This window comes from Pseudomonas umsongensis (genome assembly GCF_012647205.1).
Classification (GTDB): domain Bacteria; phylum Pseudomonadota; class Gammaproteobacteria; order Pseudomonadales; family Pseudomonadaceae; genus Aquipseudomonas; species Aquipseudomonas umsongensis.
The window spans coordinates 4,693,569-4,708,273 of sequence record NZ_CP051487.1 but is presented as its reverse complement, the minus strand read 5'-3'; the positions used below and the strand labels follow the sequence as shown (position 1 = coordinate 4,708,273).

The 14,705-nt window shown below is 60.8% G+C and carries 15 protein-coding genes; 9 read left to right on the top strand and 6 right to left on the bottom strand.

Translation table 11 applies throughout. The annotated features are described in order from the left end of the window. Positions 1 to 13 precede the first annotated feature (13 nt). Positions 14 to 226, top strand: a complete 213-nt coding sequence (locus tag HGP31_RS21205; protein WP_033042891.1) for a PA3496 family putative envelope integrity protein — start codon at positions 14 to 16, stop codon at positions 224 to 226. On the opposite strand, the gene HGP31_RS21200 is transcribed toward HGP31_RS21205, so the two are convergent. Beyond that, positions 168 to 1,130, bottom strand: a complete 963-nt coding sequence (locus HGP31_RS21200) for a LysR family transcriptional regulator (RefSeq protein ID WP_033042890.1) — start codon at positions 1,128 to 1,130, stop codon at positions 168 to 170. The two genes, HGP31_RS21205 and HGP31_RS21200, sit on opposite strands and share 59 nt — an antisense overlap. Before the next feature lie 189 nt (positions 1,131 to 1,319). On the opposite strand from HGP31_RS21200, the gene HGP31_RS21195 reads away from it, so the two are divergent. The 3 genes from HGP31_RS21195 to HGP31_RS21185 all read left to right on the top strand — a co-directional run bounded on the left by HGP31_RS21195 (position 1,320) and on the right by HGP31_RS21185 (position 5,807). Next, on the top strand, positions 1,320 to 2,735 hold the full coding sequence (locus tag HGP31_RS21195; RefSeq protein ID WP_008056950.1) for an acetyl-CoA carboxylase biotin carboxylase subunit: 1,416 nt from the start codon (positions 1,320 to 1,322) through the stop codon (positions 2,733 to 2,735). A gap of 11 nt (positions 2,736 to 2,746) precedes the next feature. Continuing rightward, entirely contained in the window at positions 2,747 to 4,555 is a 1,809-nt protein-coding gene (gene oadA, locus HGP31_RS21190) for a sodium-extruding oxaloacetate decarboxylase subunit alpha (RefSeq protein WP_020800427.1), read from the top strand. A gap of 193 nt (positions 4,556 to 4,748) precedes the next feature. After that, entirely contained in the window at positions 4,749 to 5,807 is a 1,059-nt protein-coding gene (locus tag HGP31_RS21185; RefSeq protein ID WP_020800428.1) for an AI-2E family transporter, read from the top strand. On the opposite strand, the gene HGP31_RS21180 is transcribed toward HGP31_RS21185, so the two are convergent. From HGP31_RS21180 to HGP31_RS21170, 3 genes are all read right to left on the bottom strand, one after another. After that, positions 5,804 to 5,995 (bottom strand): hypothetical protein, encoded by a 192-nt coding sequence (locus tag HGP31_RS21180; protein WP_032831464.1) that lies wholly within the window; start codon positions 5,993 to 5,995, stop codon positions 5,804 to 5,806. The genes HGP31_RS21185 and HGP31_RS21180 overlap by 4 nt on opposite strands. A 115-nt stretch (positions 5,996 to 6,110) precedes the next feature. Further along, on the bottom strand, positions 6,111 to 6,305 hold the full coding sequence (locus HGP31_RS21175) for a hypothetical protein (protein WP_020800429.1): 195 nt from the start codon (positions 6,303 to 6,305) through the stop codon (positions 6,111 to 6,113). A 173-nt stretch (positions 6,306 to 6,478) separates the two neighbouring features. Further along, entirely contained in the window at positions 6,479 to 6,862 is a 384-nt protein-coding gene (locus HGP31_RS21170; RefSeq protein WP_020800430.1) for a hypothetical protein, read from the bottom strand. Positions 6,863 to 7,106: 244 nt separating this feature from the next. Here HGP31_RS21170 and HGP31_RS21165 point away from each other — a divergent pair, with 244 nt between their 5' ends. Beyond that, complete coding sequence (locus HGP31_RS21165; RefSeq protein ID WP_020800431.1) at positions 7,107 to 7,934, top strand: shikimate 5-dehydrogenase; 828 nt, start codon at positions 7,107 to 7,109, stop codon at positions 7,932 to 7,934. Positions 7,935 to 7,976: 42 nt separating this feature from the next. On the opposite strand, the gene HGP31_RS21160 is transcribed toward HGP31_RS21165, so the two are convergent. Further along, positions 7,977 to 8,624, bottom strand: a complete 648-nt coding sequence (locus HGP31_RS21160; RefSeq protein WP_020800432.1) for a YceH family protein — start codon at positions 8,622 to 8,624, stop codon at positions 7,977 to 7,979. Positions 8,625 to 8,851: 227 nt separating this feature from the next. Here HGP31_RS21160 and HGP31_RS21155 point away from each other — a divergent pair, with 227 nt between their 5' ends. The 3 genes from HGP31_RS21155 to HGP31_RS21145 all read left to right on the top strand — a co-directional run bounded on the left by HGP31_RS21155 (position 8,852) and on the right by HGP31_RS21145 (position 11,802). Continuing rightward, on the top strand, positions 8,852 to 10,024 hold the full coding sequence (locus HGP31_RS21155) for an acyl-CoA dehydrogenase family protein (protein ID WP_168758598.1): 1,173 nt from the start codon (positions 8,852 to 8,854) through the stop codon (positions 10,022 to 10,024). After that, positions 10,021 to 11,214 (top strand): acyl-CoA dehydrogenase family protein, encoded by a 1,194-nt coding sequence (locus HGP31_RS21150; RefSeq protein ID WP_020800434.1) that lies wholly within the window; start codon positions 10,021 to 10,023, stop codon positions 11,212 to 11,214. The genes HGP31_RS21155 and HGP31_RS21150 overlap by 4 nt, the downstream gene beginning before the upstream one ends. 78 nt (positions 11,215 to 11,292) lie before the next feature. Continuing rightward, positions 11,293 to 11,802: a DUF1993 domain-containing protein gene (locus HGP31_RS21145; RefSeq protein WP_020800435.1), complete on the top strand. Its 510-nt coding sequence runs from the start codon at positions 11,293 to 11,295 to the stop codon at positions 11,800 to 11,802. A 189-nt stretch (positions 11,803 to 11,991) separates the two neighbouring features. On the opposite strand, the gene sstT is transcribed toward HGP31_RS21145, so the two are convergent. Further along, positions 11,992 to 13,224: a serine/threonine transporter SstT gene (sstT, locus tag HGP31_RS21140; RefSeq protein WP_020800436.1), complete on the bottom strand. Its 1,233-nt coding sequence runs from the start codon at positions 13,222 to 13,224 to the stop codon at positions 11,992 to 11,994. 324 nt (positions 13,225 to 13,548) lie between these two features. Here sstT and HGP31_RS21135 point away from each other — a divergent pair, with 324 nt between their 5' ends. Further along, positions 13,549 to 14,703: an MFS transporter gene (locus tag HGP31_RS21135; RefSeq protein WP_168758597.1), complete on the top strand. Its 1,155-nt coding sequence runs from the start codon at positions 13,549 to 13,551 to the stop codon at positions 14,701 to 14,703. The last annotated feature ends 2 nt before the right edge of the window (positions 14,704 to 14,705 follow it).

The following is a 14,705-nucleotide window of genomic DNA, read 5'->3' as shown; positions in this document are numbered from 1 at the left end:
TGGGAGAACTCAAATGGCCCAGCCCTACGAAGAACGCAACAGTGTCGTCAAAACCCGTCGCCAGCAGGAAGACCGGCGCCGCATGGCGTTTCGCCGTGCGATCGAAGATCGTTGTGAGCAGCGTCAGCTGCTGGCCGAGATCGCCGATTTTACTGGCGACCTTGAGCTCAATTACTGGCAGGCGGCCGCGACAGCTTCCCGTCGAAGCGCTCAACCAGCGCGCTGATCTGAATTCTTTCGCTTCGAATGAACGCAAGGAAGGCGTGAGCCACCGGTGACAGGCGTTTGGCCTTGGCCTGTACCAGGCACCAGCTGCGGTAGAGCGGCAGTTCTTCGATCGGCAACTCGATCAAGCCGCCGGTGGCCAATTCAAGGTTCAGGGCGTGGCGCGTCAACAGAGCCACGCCCAGGCCCGCCAGCACACATTCGCGCTGAGCTTCGGCCGAGGAGACCTCCTGGGTCTGGTTGAAGTGCACACGTTTCTCCTTGAAGTATTCCTCGCAGGCCAATCGCGTGCCCGAACCCACCTCGCGCATCAGCAAGGTGTAAGGCTCAAGATCCTGCAGGCGCAAAGGCCCCTGATGGCACAGCGGGTGGTCCGGCGGTGCCACAGCAACGATCGGATTGTTCAAGAACGGCAGGAACTCCAGCCCCATGTCCTGCGGCACCATGGACATGATCACCAGGTCGTCGCGGTTGTCCGACAGTCGCCGAATCACCTGGGCGCGATTGACCACCGTCAGTTGCAGATTCACTTCCGGATGCTGGCGCTTGAAGGCGGCAAACAGATGCGGTACGAAATACTTGGCGCTCGATTCCACCGCCAGTTTTAGTTGGCCTTGCAAGGAGCCCTGCATGTCCGACAGTTGCATGTCGAGGTTTTCCAGGCGCCCGAAAATGTCCCGGCTCGCTCGTTGCAGCGCTTCTGCGGCCTCGGTCATGTAGAGTTTTTTGCCGACATAATCGAACAGGGGCTGGCCAACCAGCTCTTCAAGTTGACGAATCTGCAGGCTGACGGCCGGTTGCGTGAGGGACATTTCGTCGGCTGCCCGGCTGTAGGACCTCAGGTCACAGACTTCGTTGAAGATCTGCAATTGACGTAATGTCATTCGCATCAAGGACTTACGCATTTTTTGAACACTCTGGCCACGGCTGGTGCGTCAACTATAAGTCTTTACTTATGCATGACCCAATAATTATTCATTTTTGTTAATCCCTTGTGAGCGCTAGTGTGGCGGTGCGACCAAATTGAAACATTTGGTCACTCGTCGACCTGGTCTAGCAGGTCGTGGGTACCACCGGATCAAGGGAAACTCCAAGTGATAAAAAAGATCCTGATCGCCAACCGCGGTGAAATTGCCGTACGAATCGTACGCGCTTGTGCCGAAATGGGCATTCGCTCGGTCGCGATCTATTCCGACGCCGATCGCCATGCCCTGCATGTCAAACGTGCGGATGAGGCCCACAGTATTGGTGCCGAGCCACTGGCCGGTTACCTGAACCCGCGCAAGCTGGTGAACCTGGCGGTGGAAACCGGTTGCGATGCCTTGCACCCTGGGTACGGATTCCTCTCGGAAAACGCTGAACTGGCCGACATCTGCGCCGAACGCGGGATCAAATTCATCGGTCCATCGGCTGAAGTCATTCGCCGGATGGGTGACAAGACCGAAGCTCGCCGCAGCATGATCAAGGCGGGTGTCCCGGTCACCCCGGGTACCGAAGGCAACGTTTCGGGCATCGAAGAAGCCCTGACCGAGGGTGACCGTATCGGCTACCCGGTGATGCTCAAGGCTACCTCCGGTGGTGGCGGTCGCGGTATCCGTCGCTGCAACAGCCGTGAAGAACTTGAACAGGCGTTCCCGCGCGTCATTTCCGAAGCCACCAAGGCGTTCGGTTCCGCGGAAGTGTTCCTGGAAAAGTGCATCGTCAACCCCAAGCACATCGAAGCGCAGATCCTCGGCGACAGCTTTGGCAACGTGGTGCACCTGTTCGAGCGTGACTGCTCGATCCAGCGCCGCAACCAGAAGCTCATCGAAATCGCGCCGAGCCCGCAACTGACCCCGGAACAGCGCGCCTACATCGGCGACCTGTCGGTGCGCGCAGCCAAGGCCGTGGGTTACGAGAACGCCGGTACCGTGGAGTTCCTGCTCGCCGAGGGCGAGGTGTACTTCATGGAAATGAACACCCGGGTGCAGGTGGAACACACCATCACCGAAGAAATCACCGGTATCGACATCGTCCGCGAGCAAATCCGCATTGCATCCGGCCTGCCGCTCTCGGTGAAACAGGAAGACATCCAGCATCGCGGTTTCGCGCTGCAGTTCCGGATCAACGCCGAAGACCCGAAAAACAACTTTTTGCCCAGCTTCGGCAAGATCACCCGTTACTACGCTCCCGGCGGCCCGGGCGTACGGACCGATACGGCGATCTACACCGGCTATACCATTCCACCGTTCTACGATTCCATGTGCCTGAAACTGGTGGTCTGGGCGTTGACCTGGGAAGAAGCGATGGACCGTGGCCTGCGCGCGCTGGACGACATGCGCGTGCAAGGGGTCAAGACCACCGCGGCCTACTACCAGGAAATCCTGCGTAACCCGGAATTCCGTAGCGGCCAGTTCAACACCAGCTTCGTCGAAAGCCACCCTGAACTGACCAACTACTCGATCAAGCGCAAACCCGAAGAGCTGGCCCTGGCCATCGCCGCCGCCATTGCCGCCCACGCAGGCCTGTGAGGAATAGAACAATGTCCAAGAAGATTTTCGTAACCGACACCATCCTGCGCGACGCCCACCAATCGCTGCTCGCGACCCGCATGCGCACTGAAGACATGCTGCCGATCTGCGACAAGCTCGACAAGGTCGGCTATTGGTCGCTGGAATGCTGGGGCGGCGCAACGTTCGACGCCTGCGTACGCTTCCTCAAGGAAGACCCGTGGGAGCGTCTGCGCCAACTGCGCGCCGCGTTGCCTAACACTCGCCTGCAAATGCTCCTGCGCGGCCAGAACCTGCTGGGCTATCGCCACTACAGCGACGACGTGGTCAGGGCTTTCGTCGCCAAGGCAGCGGTCAATGGCATCGACGTGTTCCGCATCTTCGACGCCATGAACGACGTGCGTAACCTGCGTACCGCCATCGAAGCGGTGAAAGCCGCCGGCAAGCACGCCCAGGGCACCATCGCCTACACCACCAGTCCGGTGCACACCATCGACGCGTTCGTGGCACAGGCCAAGCAAATGGAAGCCATGGGTTGCGACTCGGTGGCGATCAAGGACATGGCTGGTTTGCTGACCCCCTACGCCACCGGCGAACTGGTCAGGGCGCTGAAGGCCGAGCAATCGCTGCCAGTGTTCATTCACTCGCACGACACCGCCGGCCTGGCAACCATGTGCCAGCTCAAGGCGATTGAAAACGGCGCCGACCACATCGACACCGCAATCTCCAGCTTTGCCTCCGGTACCAGCCACCCAGGCACCGAGTCGATGGTCGCGGCCCTCAAGGGCACCGAGTACGACACCGGCCTGAATCTCGAGCTGATCCAGGAAATCGGCCTGTACTTCTACGCCGTGCGCAAGAAGTACCACCAGTTCGAAAGCGAATTCACCGCGGTCGACACCCGTGTTCAAGTCAACCAGGTGCCGGGCGGGATGATTTCCAACCTGGCCAACCAGTTGAAAGAGCAGGGCGCACTGAACCGCATGAGCGAAGTGCTGGCAGAGATCCCGCGGGTTCGCGAAGACCTCGGCTTCCCGCCACTGGTGACCCCGACTTCGCAAATCGTCGGCACCCAGGCGTTTTTCAACGTGCTGGCCGGCGAGCGCTACAAGACCATCACCAACGAAGTGAAGCTGTACCTGCAAGGTGGCTACGGCAAGGCGCCGGCCCCGGTGAACGAGCAACTGCGTCGCCAGGCTATCGGCAGCGAAGAAGTGATCGACGTGCGCCCAGCCGACCTGCTCAAGCCGGAAATGGCCAAGCTGCGTGCCGACATCGGTGCCCTGGCCAAGTCTGAAGAAGACGTGCTGACCTACGCCATGTTCCCGGACATCGGGCGCAAGTTCCTCGAAGAGCGTGCAGCGGGCACCCTGACCCCGGAAGTGCTGTTGCCGATTCCGGAAGCTGGCGGCGTCGCTTCGGCTGGCGGCGAAGGCGTGCCGACCGAGTTCGTCATCGACGTCCACGGCGAAACCTACCGCGTCGACATCACCGGTGTGGGCGTCAAGGCTGAAGGCAAGCGTCACTTCTACCTGTCCATCGACGGCATGCCGGAAGAAGTGGTGTTCGAGCCGCTCAACGAATTCGTCGGCGGTGGTAGCAGCAAGCGCAAGCAGGCCAGCGCACCGGGCCACGTCAGCACCACCATGCCGGGCAACATCGTCGATGTGCTGGTCAAGGAAGGCGACAGTGTCAAGGCGGGCCAGGCTGTGCTGATCACCGAAGCGATGAAGATGGAAACCGAAGTCCAGGCCGCCATCGCCGGCAAAGTCACCGCCATTCACGTGGCCAAGGGCGACCGGGTGAACCCGGGCGAGATCCTGATCGAGATCGAAGGCTGAGTTAACGGCCGCGATACAACGCTTTAAACCTCGGGGGGGCATGTGCTCCCCTTTTTTTTGCCCGGATTTTCACCATTGGTCCCCTGGGCGCCTTCCTCCGATGCTTTTTGAACAACGTACGGCACTCGCGCTCGCTGTGATGGCCTAAGCATCAGGGCGCAACGTTGCGCCCGGTGACTGGCCAGGATCGGATATGAACGAAGAGACGCTAAAAGATAAATCGCTGGCGGTTTTGCTGGTGTTGGTGAGCATCGCGTTCATCTGGATCCTGCTGCCATTCTACGGTGCGGTGTTCTGGGCGGTGATCCTTGGGATTGTCTTTGCGCCCATGCAGCGCCGGCTGCAGCTCAAGTTCGGCTGGGAGCGCAACCTGACGTCGTTCTGTACGTTAAGCATCTGCCTGGTGATTGCGATCCTGCCGGTGATCATCATCAGCTTCCTGCTGGTTCAGGAAGGGACGGCGCTGTACAAGAGTATCGAGAGCGGTGAGCTGGACATTGCCGCGTATGTAACGCAGTTCAAGCATCACTTGCCACCGTATTTCCAGCATTTGCTCGATCGGTTCGGCGTGGGAGAGTTGAACGGGCTTCGGGAGAAAATCGTCAAGAGCGCGATGGCAGGCGGCGAGGTGACTAATCGGGTGTTCAGTCTTGGCCAGGGTACATTCGAGTTCATCGTCAGCTTTTTCATCATGCTCTACCTGTTGTTTTTCTTCCTGCGCGACGGCGCTGAACTCGCGCGCAAGGTACGCATGGCCGTGCCATTGGAAGAACACCAGAAACGCCGTTTGCAGCTCAAGTTCAACCGCGTGGTGCGAGCCACGGTGAAGGGCAACCTATTGGTAGCGATTACCCAGGGTGCATTGGGCGGAATGATTTTCTGGTTTCTCGACATTCCGAGCGCGCTGGTCTGGGCGGTGTTGATGGCGCTTCTGTCCTTGTTGCCAGCAGTTGGGGCAGGGATTGTCTGGGCGCCGGTGGCGGCGTTTTTCCTGTTGACCGGCGCAGTCTGGCAAGGCGTGGTGCTGGGGTTGTTCGGGGTATTCGTAATCGGCCTGGTGGATAACGTGCTGCGCCCGATCCTGGTGGGCAAGGACACGAAGATGCCGGACTACATGATCCTGATCTCGACCCTGGGCGGCCTGGCGCTGTTCGGGCTCAACGGGTTTGTCATCGGTCCGTTGATCGCGGCCCTGTTCATGTCGAGCTGGGCCATTTTCATCGAGACCAAACCGCGGGTTCAGCTGCCTTAGGCACTGAGCTTGCCCGGCTGTCCCGTGCCGATTTGCAGGGACAACGCCTGGGCGTCCGGTAGTGAGGTCAGCGGGCCGCTGATTTGTTCGCCGTCCTGGACCAGGTACCAGCAGGCGAGCAACCCAAGCGCTCTGAGCGGTGCGGGAACGGCGCTGCCGATAACGGACATGATCTGAATCTGAGACATCATAGGGACCTCCATCAATCTGTGGAGTCACCTTACGGTCCGGGTGCGTCGAGGGAAAATCAACGTTTTCAATAGTGGTCATTGATGCCAGTGAGGTCAGCCCACCGGCTGACGCTCAGACGACCACCTGGTCGAGCATATGAACCACTTCCTGCTCGCTGAGCAGTCCCTTTCTCACCAGGTTCTGCGTCAGTAGCGAAAGGAACTTGGCGCTGCGATGACCTTCGAGCTGCTTGAGTTCCGTCAGGGCGTTGTAGACCTTGCTGCAAGTGCACAGGCCATTGATGCGGTGCGGGTTTTGCGTGGGCATGAGCTCGTCCTTGTTGTTATTGACCCGTTGCAGGCGCCGTTATTGCTGTTGCTGGCGCAAAAGGGAAGGGCGAGTCAATCTTGCCGACTTCACCGGTCGACACTGTCCCGAGAACGACACCGACAGGATCTTTCCAGACCTGTGACGACGAACGGCGGATTGCGCGCGCGGGATTACCAGCGGCCGTAGCCGTGGGGCGGACCGTAGTAGCCGCGAGGTGGGCCGTAGTAACCACGGGGTGGGCCGTAATAGACCGGTGCCGGGCGGTAGTAGATCGGTTGCCCCACATACACCGGTGCGGGTTGGTAGTAGACCGGTGGGGGCGGCGCCATGTACACCGGCTGCGGTTGCGCATAAACCGGCTGGGCGTAGACCGGTTGCGGCGTCACGTACACAGGCCGGTTGCTGTTGATGATTGCCGAGCCAACGATGGCAGAGCCGACGATCGCGCCAAATACCGCCGGACCTTCCCAACCGCCACCGCCATGGGCCTCTGCTTGGCCTGCGACCGCGAGGGCGCCGATCAGCAAAGCCACTGTGGGGATTCTACGGATCATGATGACTCCTCGGTGCTTCGCCCCGGCGCTTGTGTCTGCAATAGACTCAAGGAATGTCGCGGGGATACTTCTAAGACAGCTTTTTTTAAAAAAACAGCACAGCCGCCGGGTAAATTTTGTGTAAGGTCTGTGTCGTCATCCTTACGGTCATGCGGCGTCCGCCAGTGCACGCAAATATGATTGATCAGAACCCGATGGGCAGGCTAATCCCTTCCATCCGAAAGTGCAGCACAAGGAGATTCATATGCAGATGAACCCCAACAGAGACACCCAGCTGTGCATGTCCCTCTCCGGACGCCCTGGGAACTTTGGCCTGCGATTTCACAATCACCTGTATGAGCAGTTGGGGCTGAATTTCTACTACAAGGCGTTTTCCAGTCAGGATCTGCCGGGCGCCGTCGGCGGCATTCGCGCCCTGGGAATTCGGGGTTGCGGTGTATCGATGCCGTTCAAGGAAGCCTGCATAGCCCTGGTCGATGAACTGGACCCTTCTGCCGCAGCCATCCAGTCGATCAACACCATCGTCAATACCGACGGCCATCTCAAGGCCTTCAATACCGACTACATCGCCATTGCCCAGTTGCTGCAGACCCACCAGGTGTCCAAGGACACCACGTTTGCGTTGCTTGGCAGTGGCGGCATGGCCAAGGCAGTGGCCAGCGCCTTGCGCGATGGCGGTTACCGCGATGGCCTGATCGTGGCGCGTAATGAGCGCGCGGGCCAGGCATTGGCCCAGTCGCTGGGTTACCCGTGGCAAGCCGAGCTCGGTGAGCAACGTCCGCAAATGCTCATCAACGTCACGCCCATCGGCATGACCGGCCCACATGCCGAGCAGTTGGCGTTCGATGCCCATGCCATTGCGGCTGCGGATATCGTCTTCGATGTCGTCGCGGTTCCTGCGGAAACTCCGCTGATCGTGCGCGCTCGTACCGAGGGCAAACATGTCATCACCGGGCTCGAAGTGATTGCGATCCAGGCACTGGAGCAATTCGTGCTTTATACCGGTGTGCGCCCGACCGATGAGCAGTTTCAAAAAGCCGTGGAGTTTGCCCGCAGCAGCCTTGCCTATTGATTGACGGGCAGCCGCAATTGCCGCCCGCAAAGGCTCGCCCCTTTATTCGAGGCGTGCCAAGCGCTCTTCCAGCGCGGCAATTCGTGCTTCGAGCTCCTCGATTCGTTCAACCGATACCGCGCCGCCAGCACCACGCTCCGGCGCGTTTTGGCGGGCCGCGAGGATCGCTTCGATATCCGCCGGATCACCCAGTGCGTGGGTATAACGATCTTCGCGTTGTCCGGCCTGACGCGGGATCAGCACTGCCAGGCCACGGGCGATCAGGCGTTCCAGCTGATGCACGACCTGCTCCGCATCCTCGAAATCATGCATGCGCCCGCTGCGGGTCAGCAGTTCGTTGACCGTCTGCGGTCCCCTCAGAAACATCAGCCCGGTCAGGATCACCTGCGCTGGCACCAGTTCCAGTGCCTTGTCGACCTTGTGCTCCCAGCGATCGGCGCGGCTGCCCATCACCAGTCTGGCGAAGCCGCGTCCTTCGAGGGCGCGCAGGCTCTGGCCAACCTGGCCCTGGGTGAGGTTCATCACCGGCTCGCGGCTGGTTTTCTGATTGCAGGCAATCACCAGGGCATTGAGGGTCAGCGGGTAGGTTTCCGGGCTGGTGGCCTGTTTTTCGATCAGGGAACCCAGAATGCGGATTTCCGTGCTGTTCAGGCGTGGTTCGTCGAAAGTCGTTTCTTGCTCAGTACTCACAGTGTCTGGAACCTCGCTAAGGGTTGGTCAGGATTTTCTCGGCTTATAAGACCTCGTTGATGGAGGTTAGTCGAGCCTTGCCTGCGTTCAGCGCTTCATTGTCCACGGCATCGCTCGTTCGGACTAGGCAAGGCTGACGATTTCACCGCGCCCGCACAGCGGCAGACTTCATGTTCAAAGGGGTGTTGCGCCACGCGTGCCCCACCAGACGAGCAGAAGGCGCCGCGATGGAGTTTGCATTCAGCGACGAACAGGAAATGATCCGCGCATCGGCCGAGGGCTTGCTCGCCGATGTGTCGGATTCGGCCGCCGTGCGCGCGGCAATGGCCAGCGAACGGGGTTTCGACGAGGCCCTCTGGCAGCGGTTATGCCAGGAAATGTGTTGGCCGGCGATCCATATTCCCGAAGCCTATGGCGGCCTCGGGCTGGGCTTCGTCGAGCTGGCAATCCTGCTGGAGCAGATGGGGCGGCGATTGTTGTGCTCGCCGTTTTTCGCCACTGCTTGCATGGCCACGCCAGCGTTATTGCTGGCCGCCAATGATGAACAGAAGCAGCGTTGGTTGCCTTCGATTGCCGACGGCAGCCTGACCGCGACCCTGGCGTTCAGCAGTGCCAACGGCTGGTCGGCCGGCGATGTCCAGGCCACGGTGGTGGCTGAGGGCGACGGTTTTGTCCTCGACGGCACGCTCAAGCATGTACTGGATGGCCATGGCGCCGACCTCTTGATCATTGCCGCACGGCAACCCGGATCGACCGGCGAGGCGGGCATCAGTCTGTTCGCCGTTGACGCCGCGCGGGCGGGCATCGAGCGGCAAATGCTGCCGACCATGGACCAGACCCGGCGCCAGGCTCGCATCGAGCTCAAGGGCCTGTACCTCGAAGCCGACTGCCTGCTGGGTACATTCGGCAACGGCTGGCCGCACCTGGAGCAGGTCCTGCAACTGGCCTGCATCGGCCTGGCTGCCGAACAGACCGGCGGCGCGCAGCAGGTGCTCGACCTCAGCGTGGCCTACATGCAGGAGCGTCAGCAGTTCGGTCGCCCCATCGCCAGTTTCCAGGCCCTCAAACACCGTGCAGCGGACATGATGCTGCAAGTCGAATGCGCGCGTTCGGCCTGCTACTACGCGGCGTGCGTCGCTCAGGAAGCCCTTGATCCCCGGGGCGATGCCGACGTGGCGGGCGAACTGCCGCTGGCAGCAGCGCTGGCCAAGGCGCAGTGCTCGGAAACCTTTTTCCACTGCGCGTCCGAGTCGATCCAGTTGCATGGCGGCGTCGGTTTCACTTGGGAATATGACCCACACCTCTACTTCAAGCGCGCCCGCGCCAGCGAGAGCTTCCTCGGGCTGCCGGCCTGGCATCGCGAGCGGATCGCCGCGGTGATTCTTGGAGAGCAACCATGAAAATCAGTTTCAGCGAGCAAGACGAGTGCTTTCGCCAGGAAGTCGCCGACTGGATGAGCGCCAACCTCTGTGGCGAATTCGAGTCCCTGCGTTTTCGCGGCGGCCCTGGCGATGAGCACATGTTTCCCCAAGAGCGCAAAGCCTGGGAGCGCAAACTGGCCGAGGGCGGCTGGACATGCGTCGGCTGGGCGCCTAAGCATGGCGGGCGTGGGCTGTCGATCACGCGGCAGGTGATTTTTCACGAAGAGTACGCCCGCGCTGGCGGCCCAGGGCGCATGGGGCATATCGGTGAAGGCCTGGCCGGGCCGACTATTGCCGCATTCGGCACGGTCGAGCAGCAACAGCGTTTTCTGCCTGGGATCGTCAACGGCACGAGCTTCTGGTGCCAGGGCTATTCCGAGCCAGGGGCCGGCTCCGACCTCGCCAACGTCAAGACCCGCGCGACGCTGGACGAAGCGACCGGCAGTTGGGTGATCAACGGGCAGAAAGTCTGGACCTCCCTGGCCCATGAATCGGATTGGTGCTTTGTGATTGCTCGCACTGAACCGGGCAGCGTCGGCCATCGAGGTTTGTCTTTCCTGCTGGTCCCGATGGCCCAGGCTTCAATCACCGTGCGACCGATCGAGCAACTGACCGGCACCTCGGAGTTCAACGAAGTGTTCTTCGATGACGCCCGCACCGACGCCGCCAATATTATCGGCGCGCCGGGCGACGGCTGGAAAATCGCCATGGCGTTGCTGGGGTTCGAGCGCGGCGTGTCGACCCTCGGCCAACAGATGCAGTTCCAGAACGAACTCAACGAAATCATCGCCATCGCCAAGCGCAACGGGGCTGCCCGCGATCCGATCCTGCGCCAACGCCTGGCCGAGGCCTGGAGTGGGTTGCGGATCATGCGCTACAACTCGCTGCGCATGCTCTCGGGAAGCCAGGATGGATCGCTGCGCAAGGAGGCGACCATCTACAAGCTGTTCTGGTCGACCTGGCATGCCAGCCTCGGCAAGCTGGCGATGGACGTACTGGGCGCCGAGGCAGAACTGCTCGAAGCTGCGCCTTATCAACTGACTCGGCTGCAGTCTCTGTACCTGTTCAGCCGCGCCGACACCCTCTATGGCGGCAGCAACGAGATCCAGCGCAACATCATTGCCGAGCGCGCCTTGGGCATGCCTCGGGAGGCGCGTGCGGGCAAGTAGCAAAAAGAGCGATCTCGGGAGGACCGCGCACGGCTATAATCGGCCGACGTTTTCCTCCTGTCATCACACGAGACTGCCATGACTATTTCCCTGTACGACGCCTCCGTTCCTGTTTTCCAGCAAATGCTCAACGCCCTGAGCGACGTGCTGAAAAAAGCCGAGGCCCACGCCACTGCGAAAAACATCGACCCGAACGCTTTCCTGCAAGCGCGCCTGTACCCGGACATGTTCCCACTGGTACGTCAGGTGCAGATCGCCGTTGATTTCGCCAAAGGCGTGACTTCCCGTCTGGCTGAAGTCGAACTGCCGAAATACGACGACAGCGAAACCACCTTCGCCGAACTGCAAGCACTGATCGCCAAGGTCCTGGCCTACATCGGCGAGTTCACGCCCGAGCAGATCAACGGCAAGGAGGGCATCGAGATCGTAACCCGCCCAGGCACGCCGAAAGAGAAGCGTTTCTCCGGCCAGGCTTACCTGCTGACCTACGGCCTGCCGCAGTTCTTCTTCCACGTCACCACCGCCTATGCGCTGCTGCGTCATAACGGCGTGGAAGTGGGCAAGCGCGACTACATGGGCGCGTTCTAAACCGTCCAGCTGCAAAAAAGCCCGCCCAGGTTTGCGCCTGGGCGGGCTTTTTCGTGGGCGATCATTTTTCATGCTCAGCACCGGACCTGTGGGAGCGGGCTTGCTCGCGAAGTCGGTGTGTCAGGCAACGTTAATGTTGAAGCTGACGACCCCTTCGCGAGCAAGCCCGCTCCCACAGAGTCTGCAGCGTTACGCCAATCTTTGGACTTTCTGTTCTTCGCCCAGGCAAGCAGCCGCGGTGAACAGCACATCGGTAGACGAGTTCAGCGCAGTCTCGGCCGAGTCCTGCAGCACGCCAATGATGAAACCGACCGCCACCACCTGCATGGCGATTTCGCTCGGGATGCCAAACAGGCTGCACGCCAGCGGGATCAGCAGCAACGAACCACCGGCCACGCCCGAGGCGCCACAGGCGCAGATTGCCGCAACGACGCTCAGCAGGATGGCGGTCGGGATGTCCACGGCGATGCCCAGGGTGTGCACGGCTGCCAGGGTCAGCACGGTGATGGTGATCGCCGCGCCGGCCATGTTGATGGTGGCGCCGAGCGGGATCGACACTGAATAGGTGTCTTCGTGCAAGCCCAGGCGCTTGCTCAGTTCCAGGTTGACCGGAATGTTCGCCGCCGAGCTGCGGGTGAAGAACGCGGTTATGCCGCTTTCGCGCAGGCAGGTCAGCACCAGCGGATACGGGTTGCGGCGCAGTTTCCAGAACACGATGAGCGGGTTCATTACCAACGCCACGAACAGCATGCAGCCGAGCAGTACGGCCAGCAGTTGCGCGTAGCCGATCAAGGCGCCGAAACCGGAGGTAGCCAGGGTCGAGGCCACCAGGCCGAAGATCCCCAGCGGCGCGAAGCAGATCACCAGGCGCACGATCACCGTCACGCCGTTGGACAAGTCGCCCAGCACTTCACGGGTGGTGTCGCCGGCATGGCGAATGGCGATGCCCATGCCGATGGCCCACGCCAGGATGCCGATGAAATTGGCGTTCATCAAGGCGCTGACCGGATTGTCGACCACGCTCAGCAGCAGGCTTTGCAGCACTTCACCAATTCCGCCCGGCGCGGACACTGCAACGTCATGGGTCGACAGCACCAGGCTGGACGGGAACATCATGCTGGCAACCACCGCGACCACGGCGGCAGCGAAAGTCCCCAGCAGGTACAAGAACAGAATTGGCCGGATATGGGTTTCCTGGCCGTGCTTATGGTTGGCGATCGATGCCATGACCAACACGAACACCAGAATCGGCGCGACCGCCTTGAGCGCGCTGACGAAGACTTTGCCGATGAACGCCGTGGATTTCGCCGCTTCAGGCGCGAACGAGGCCAGGGCGATACCGGCGATCAGGCCGATCACGATTTGCGTGACCAGGCTCAGGCGTTTCAAGCGTTGCAATAAAGAAGGGGCTGAAGCAGTCATAAAACGGCATCTCGGATTTTTATAAGTGCAAGGTTTCACCGCTGCTGCAGAGCAGCTTCAGGCAGGAAACCGAAGAGGGTCGCGCTATCGACGTCATGAAAGGTCGATGAGCGCTGGGTGTACGTTTTGCAGGGCGCGGACTTTATCACAGCGTAGGAAGAATCCTTCAGGCCTGTGACGAACTGCCGCTCGACTAAGCGACGCGATTTGCAGGTTCGTGCAACCGCGTGCGCAATCACTCTGTTAATATTCGCCATCCTCATTTTCATGTCTGCCAGTGGGCCTTCGGGCTATCGCTGGTGTTGTCGTTTTCTGGAGTTTTGCATGCTGTTGCCCATTCTTCTGTTGTCTGCCGCCGGCTTCACGGTGCTGACCACGGAATTCGTTATCGTCGGCCTGTTACCGGCCATTGCCCGGGACCTGGACGTCAGCATCCCGCAAGCTGGTTTGCTGGTCACCCTGTTCGCCTTCACTGTCGCCGCATTCGGACCATTCCTCACGGCGTACTTCGCCCGCTTCGAGCGGCGCAAGCTGTTTATCTCGGTGTTGATCATGTTTGGCCTGGCCAACACCCTGGCGGCACTGGCGCCGAACATCTGGGTCATGGCGCTTGCCCGGTTGATTCCAGCGCTGGGGTTGCCGGTGTTCTGGGCGCTGGCCAGTGAGACCGCGGTGGACATCGTCGGTCCCGATTACGCCGGCCGCGCCATCGCCAAGATCGGCTTTGGCATAGTCTGTGCCACGGTGTTCGGCATTCCCGTGGGCACGTTGATTTCCGATGCGTTCGGCTGGCGCAGTGCTTTCGCCATTCTGGCGGTCATCGCCTTTGCCAAGGCACTGCTGCTGTTTATCTACTTGCCGAAAACCAACCTGCACCAGCATCAGGTGAGTTTGCTGTCGCAATTGAAGATCCTGCGCAGCCCGCTGATGCTGGGTCATGTGTTGCTGTCGGTGATTGTGTTCAGCGGCATGTTCACGGCCTACACCTATCTGGCCGATATCCTTGAGCGCCTGGCCGGGTTCAACGGCACCGTGGTTGGCTGGTGCCTGATGGGCTTCGGCGCGGTCGGGTTGATCGGCAACTCGCTGGGCGGTCGTGCGGTGGATCGTCACCCGCTGATGGCGTCGATGATGTTCTGTGCGTTCATGATTGCCGGCCTGGTGGCATTGGTGCCGAACATTCATTCGCCCTTTGGTCTGGCCGCGGCGATGGGCATTTGGGGCGTGACCCAGGCGGCGATGTTCCTGGTCAGTCACGTGCGCCTGATGAAGGCCGCGCCTGAAGCGCCGGCGTTCGCCGCCTCGCTGAACATTGCTGGCGCCAACCTGGGTATTGGCCTGGGCGCGATGATCGGCGGGCGGGTGATCGACAGCGTAGGGCTGCAAGGCCTTGGCTTCGCGGCAGCGGCTTTTATCCTCGCCTCAATCCTGCTGGCCATCGCCCTGATGACGTTCAAGCCCCGGGAAGTCTGCGCCTGAGG

Bases quoted from the DNA above. Each gene is read 5' to 3' on its own strand.
- HGP31_RS21205 (WP_033042891.1), top strand. From the start codon at position 14: ATGGCCCAGCCCTACGAAGAACGCAACAGTGTCGTCAAAACCCGTCGC.
- HGP31_RS21200 (WP_033042890.1), bottom strand. From the start codon at position 1,130: ATGCGTAAGTCCTTGATGCGAATGACATTACGTCAATTGCAGATCTTC.
- oadA (WP_020800427.1), top strand. From the start codon at position 2,747: ATGTCCAAGAAGATTTTCGTAACCGACACCATCCTGCGCGACGCCCAC.
- HGP31_RS21185 (WP_020800428.1), top strand. From the start codon at position 4,749: ATGAACGAAGAGACGCTAAAAGATAAATCGCTGGCGGTTTTGCTGGTG.
- HGP31_RS21180 (WP_032831464.1), bottom strand. From the start codon at position 5,995: ATGTCTCAGATTCAGATCATGTCCGTTATCGGCAGCGCCGTTCCCGCA.
- HGP31_RS21175 (WP_020800429.1), bottom strand. From the start codon at position 6,305: ATGCCCACGCAAAACCCGCACCGCATCAATGGCCTGTGCACTTGCAGC.
- HGP31_RS21170 (WP_020800430.1), bottom strand. From the start codon at position 6,862: ATGATCCGTAGAATCCCCACAGTGGCTTTGCTGATCGGCGCCCTCGCG.
- HGP31_RS21165 (WP_020800431.1), top strand. From the start codon at position 7,107: ATGCAGATGAACCCCAACAGAGACACCCAGCTGTGCATGTCCCTCTCC.
- HGP31_RS21155 (WP_168758598.1), top strand. From the start codon at position 8,852: ATGGAGTTTGCATTCAGCGACGAACAGGAAATGATCCGCGCATCGGCC.
- HGP31_RS21150 (WP_020800434.1), top strand. From the start codon at position 10,021: ATGAAAATCAGTTTCAGCGAGCAAGACGAGTGCTTTCGCCAGGAAGTC.
- HGP31_RS21145 (WP_020800435.1), top strand. From the start codon at position 11,293: ATGACTATTTCCCTGTACGACGCCTCCGTTCCTGTTTTCCAGCAAATG.
- sstT (WP_020800436.1), bottom strand. From the start codon at position 13,224: ATGACTGCTTCAGCCCCTTCTTTATTGCAACGCTTGAAACGCCTGAGC.
- HGP31_RS21135 (WP_168758597.1), top strand. From the start codon at position 13,549: ATGCTGTTGCCCATTCTTCTGTTGTCTGCCGCCGGCTTCACGGTGCTG.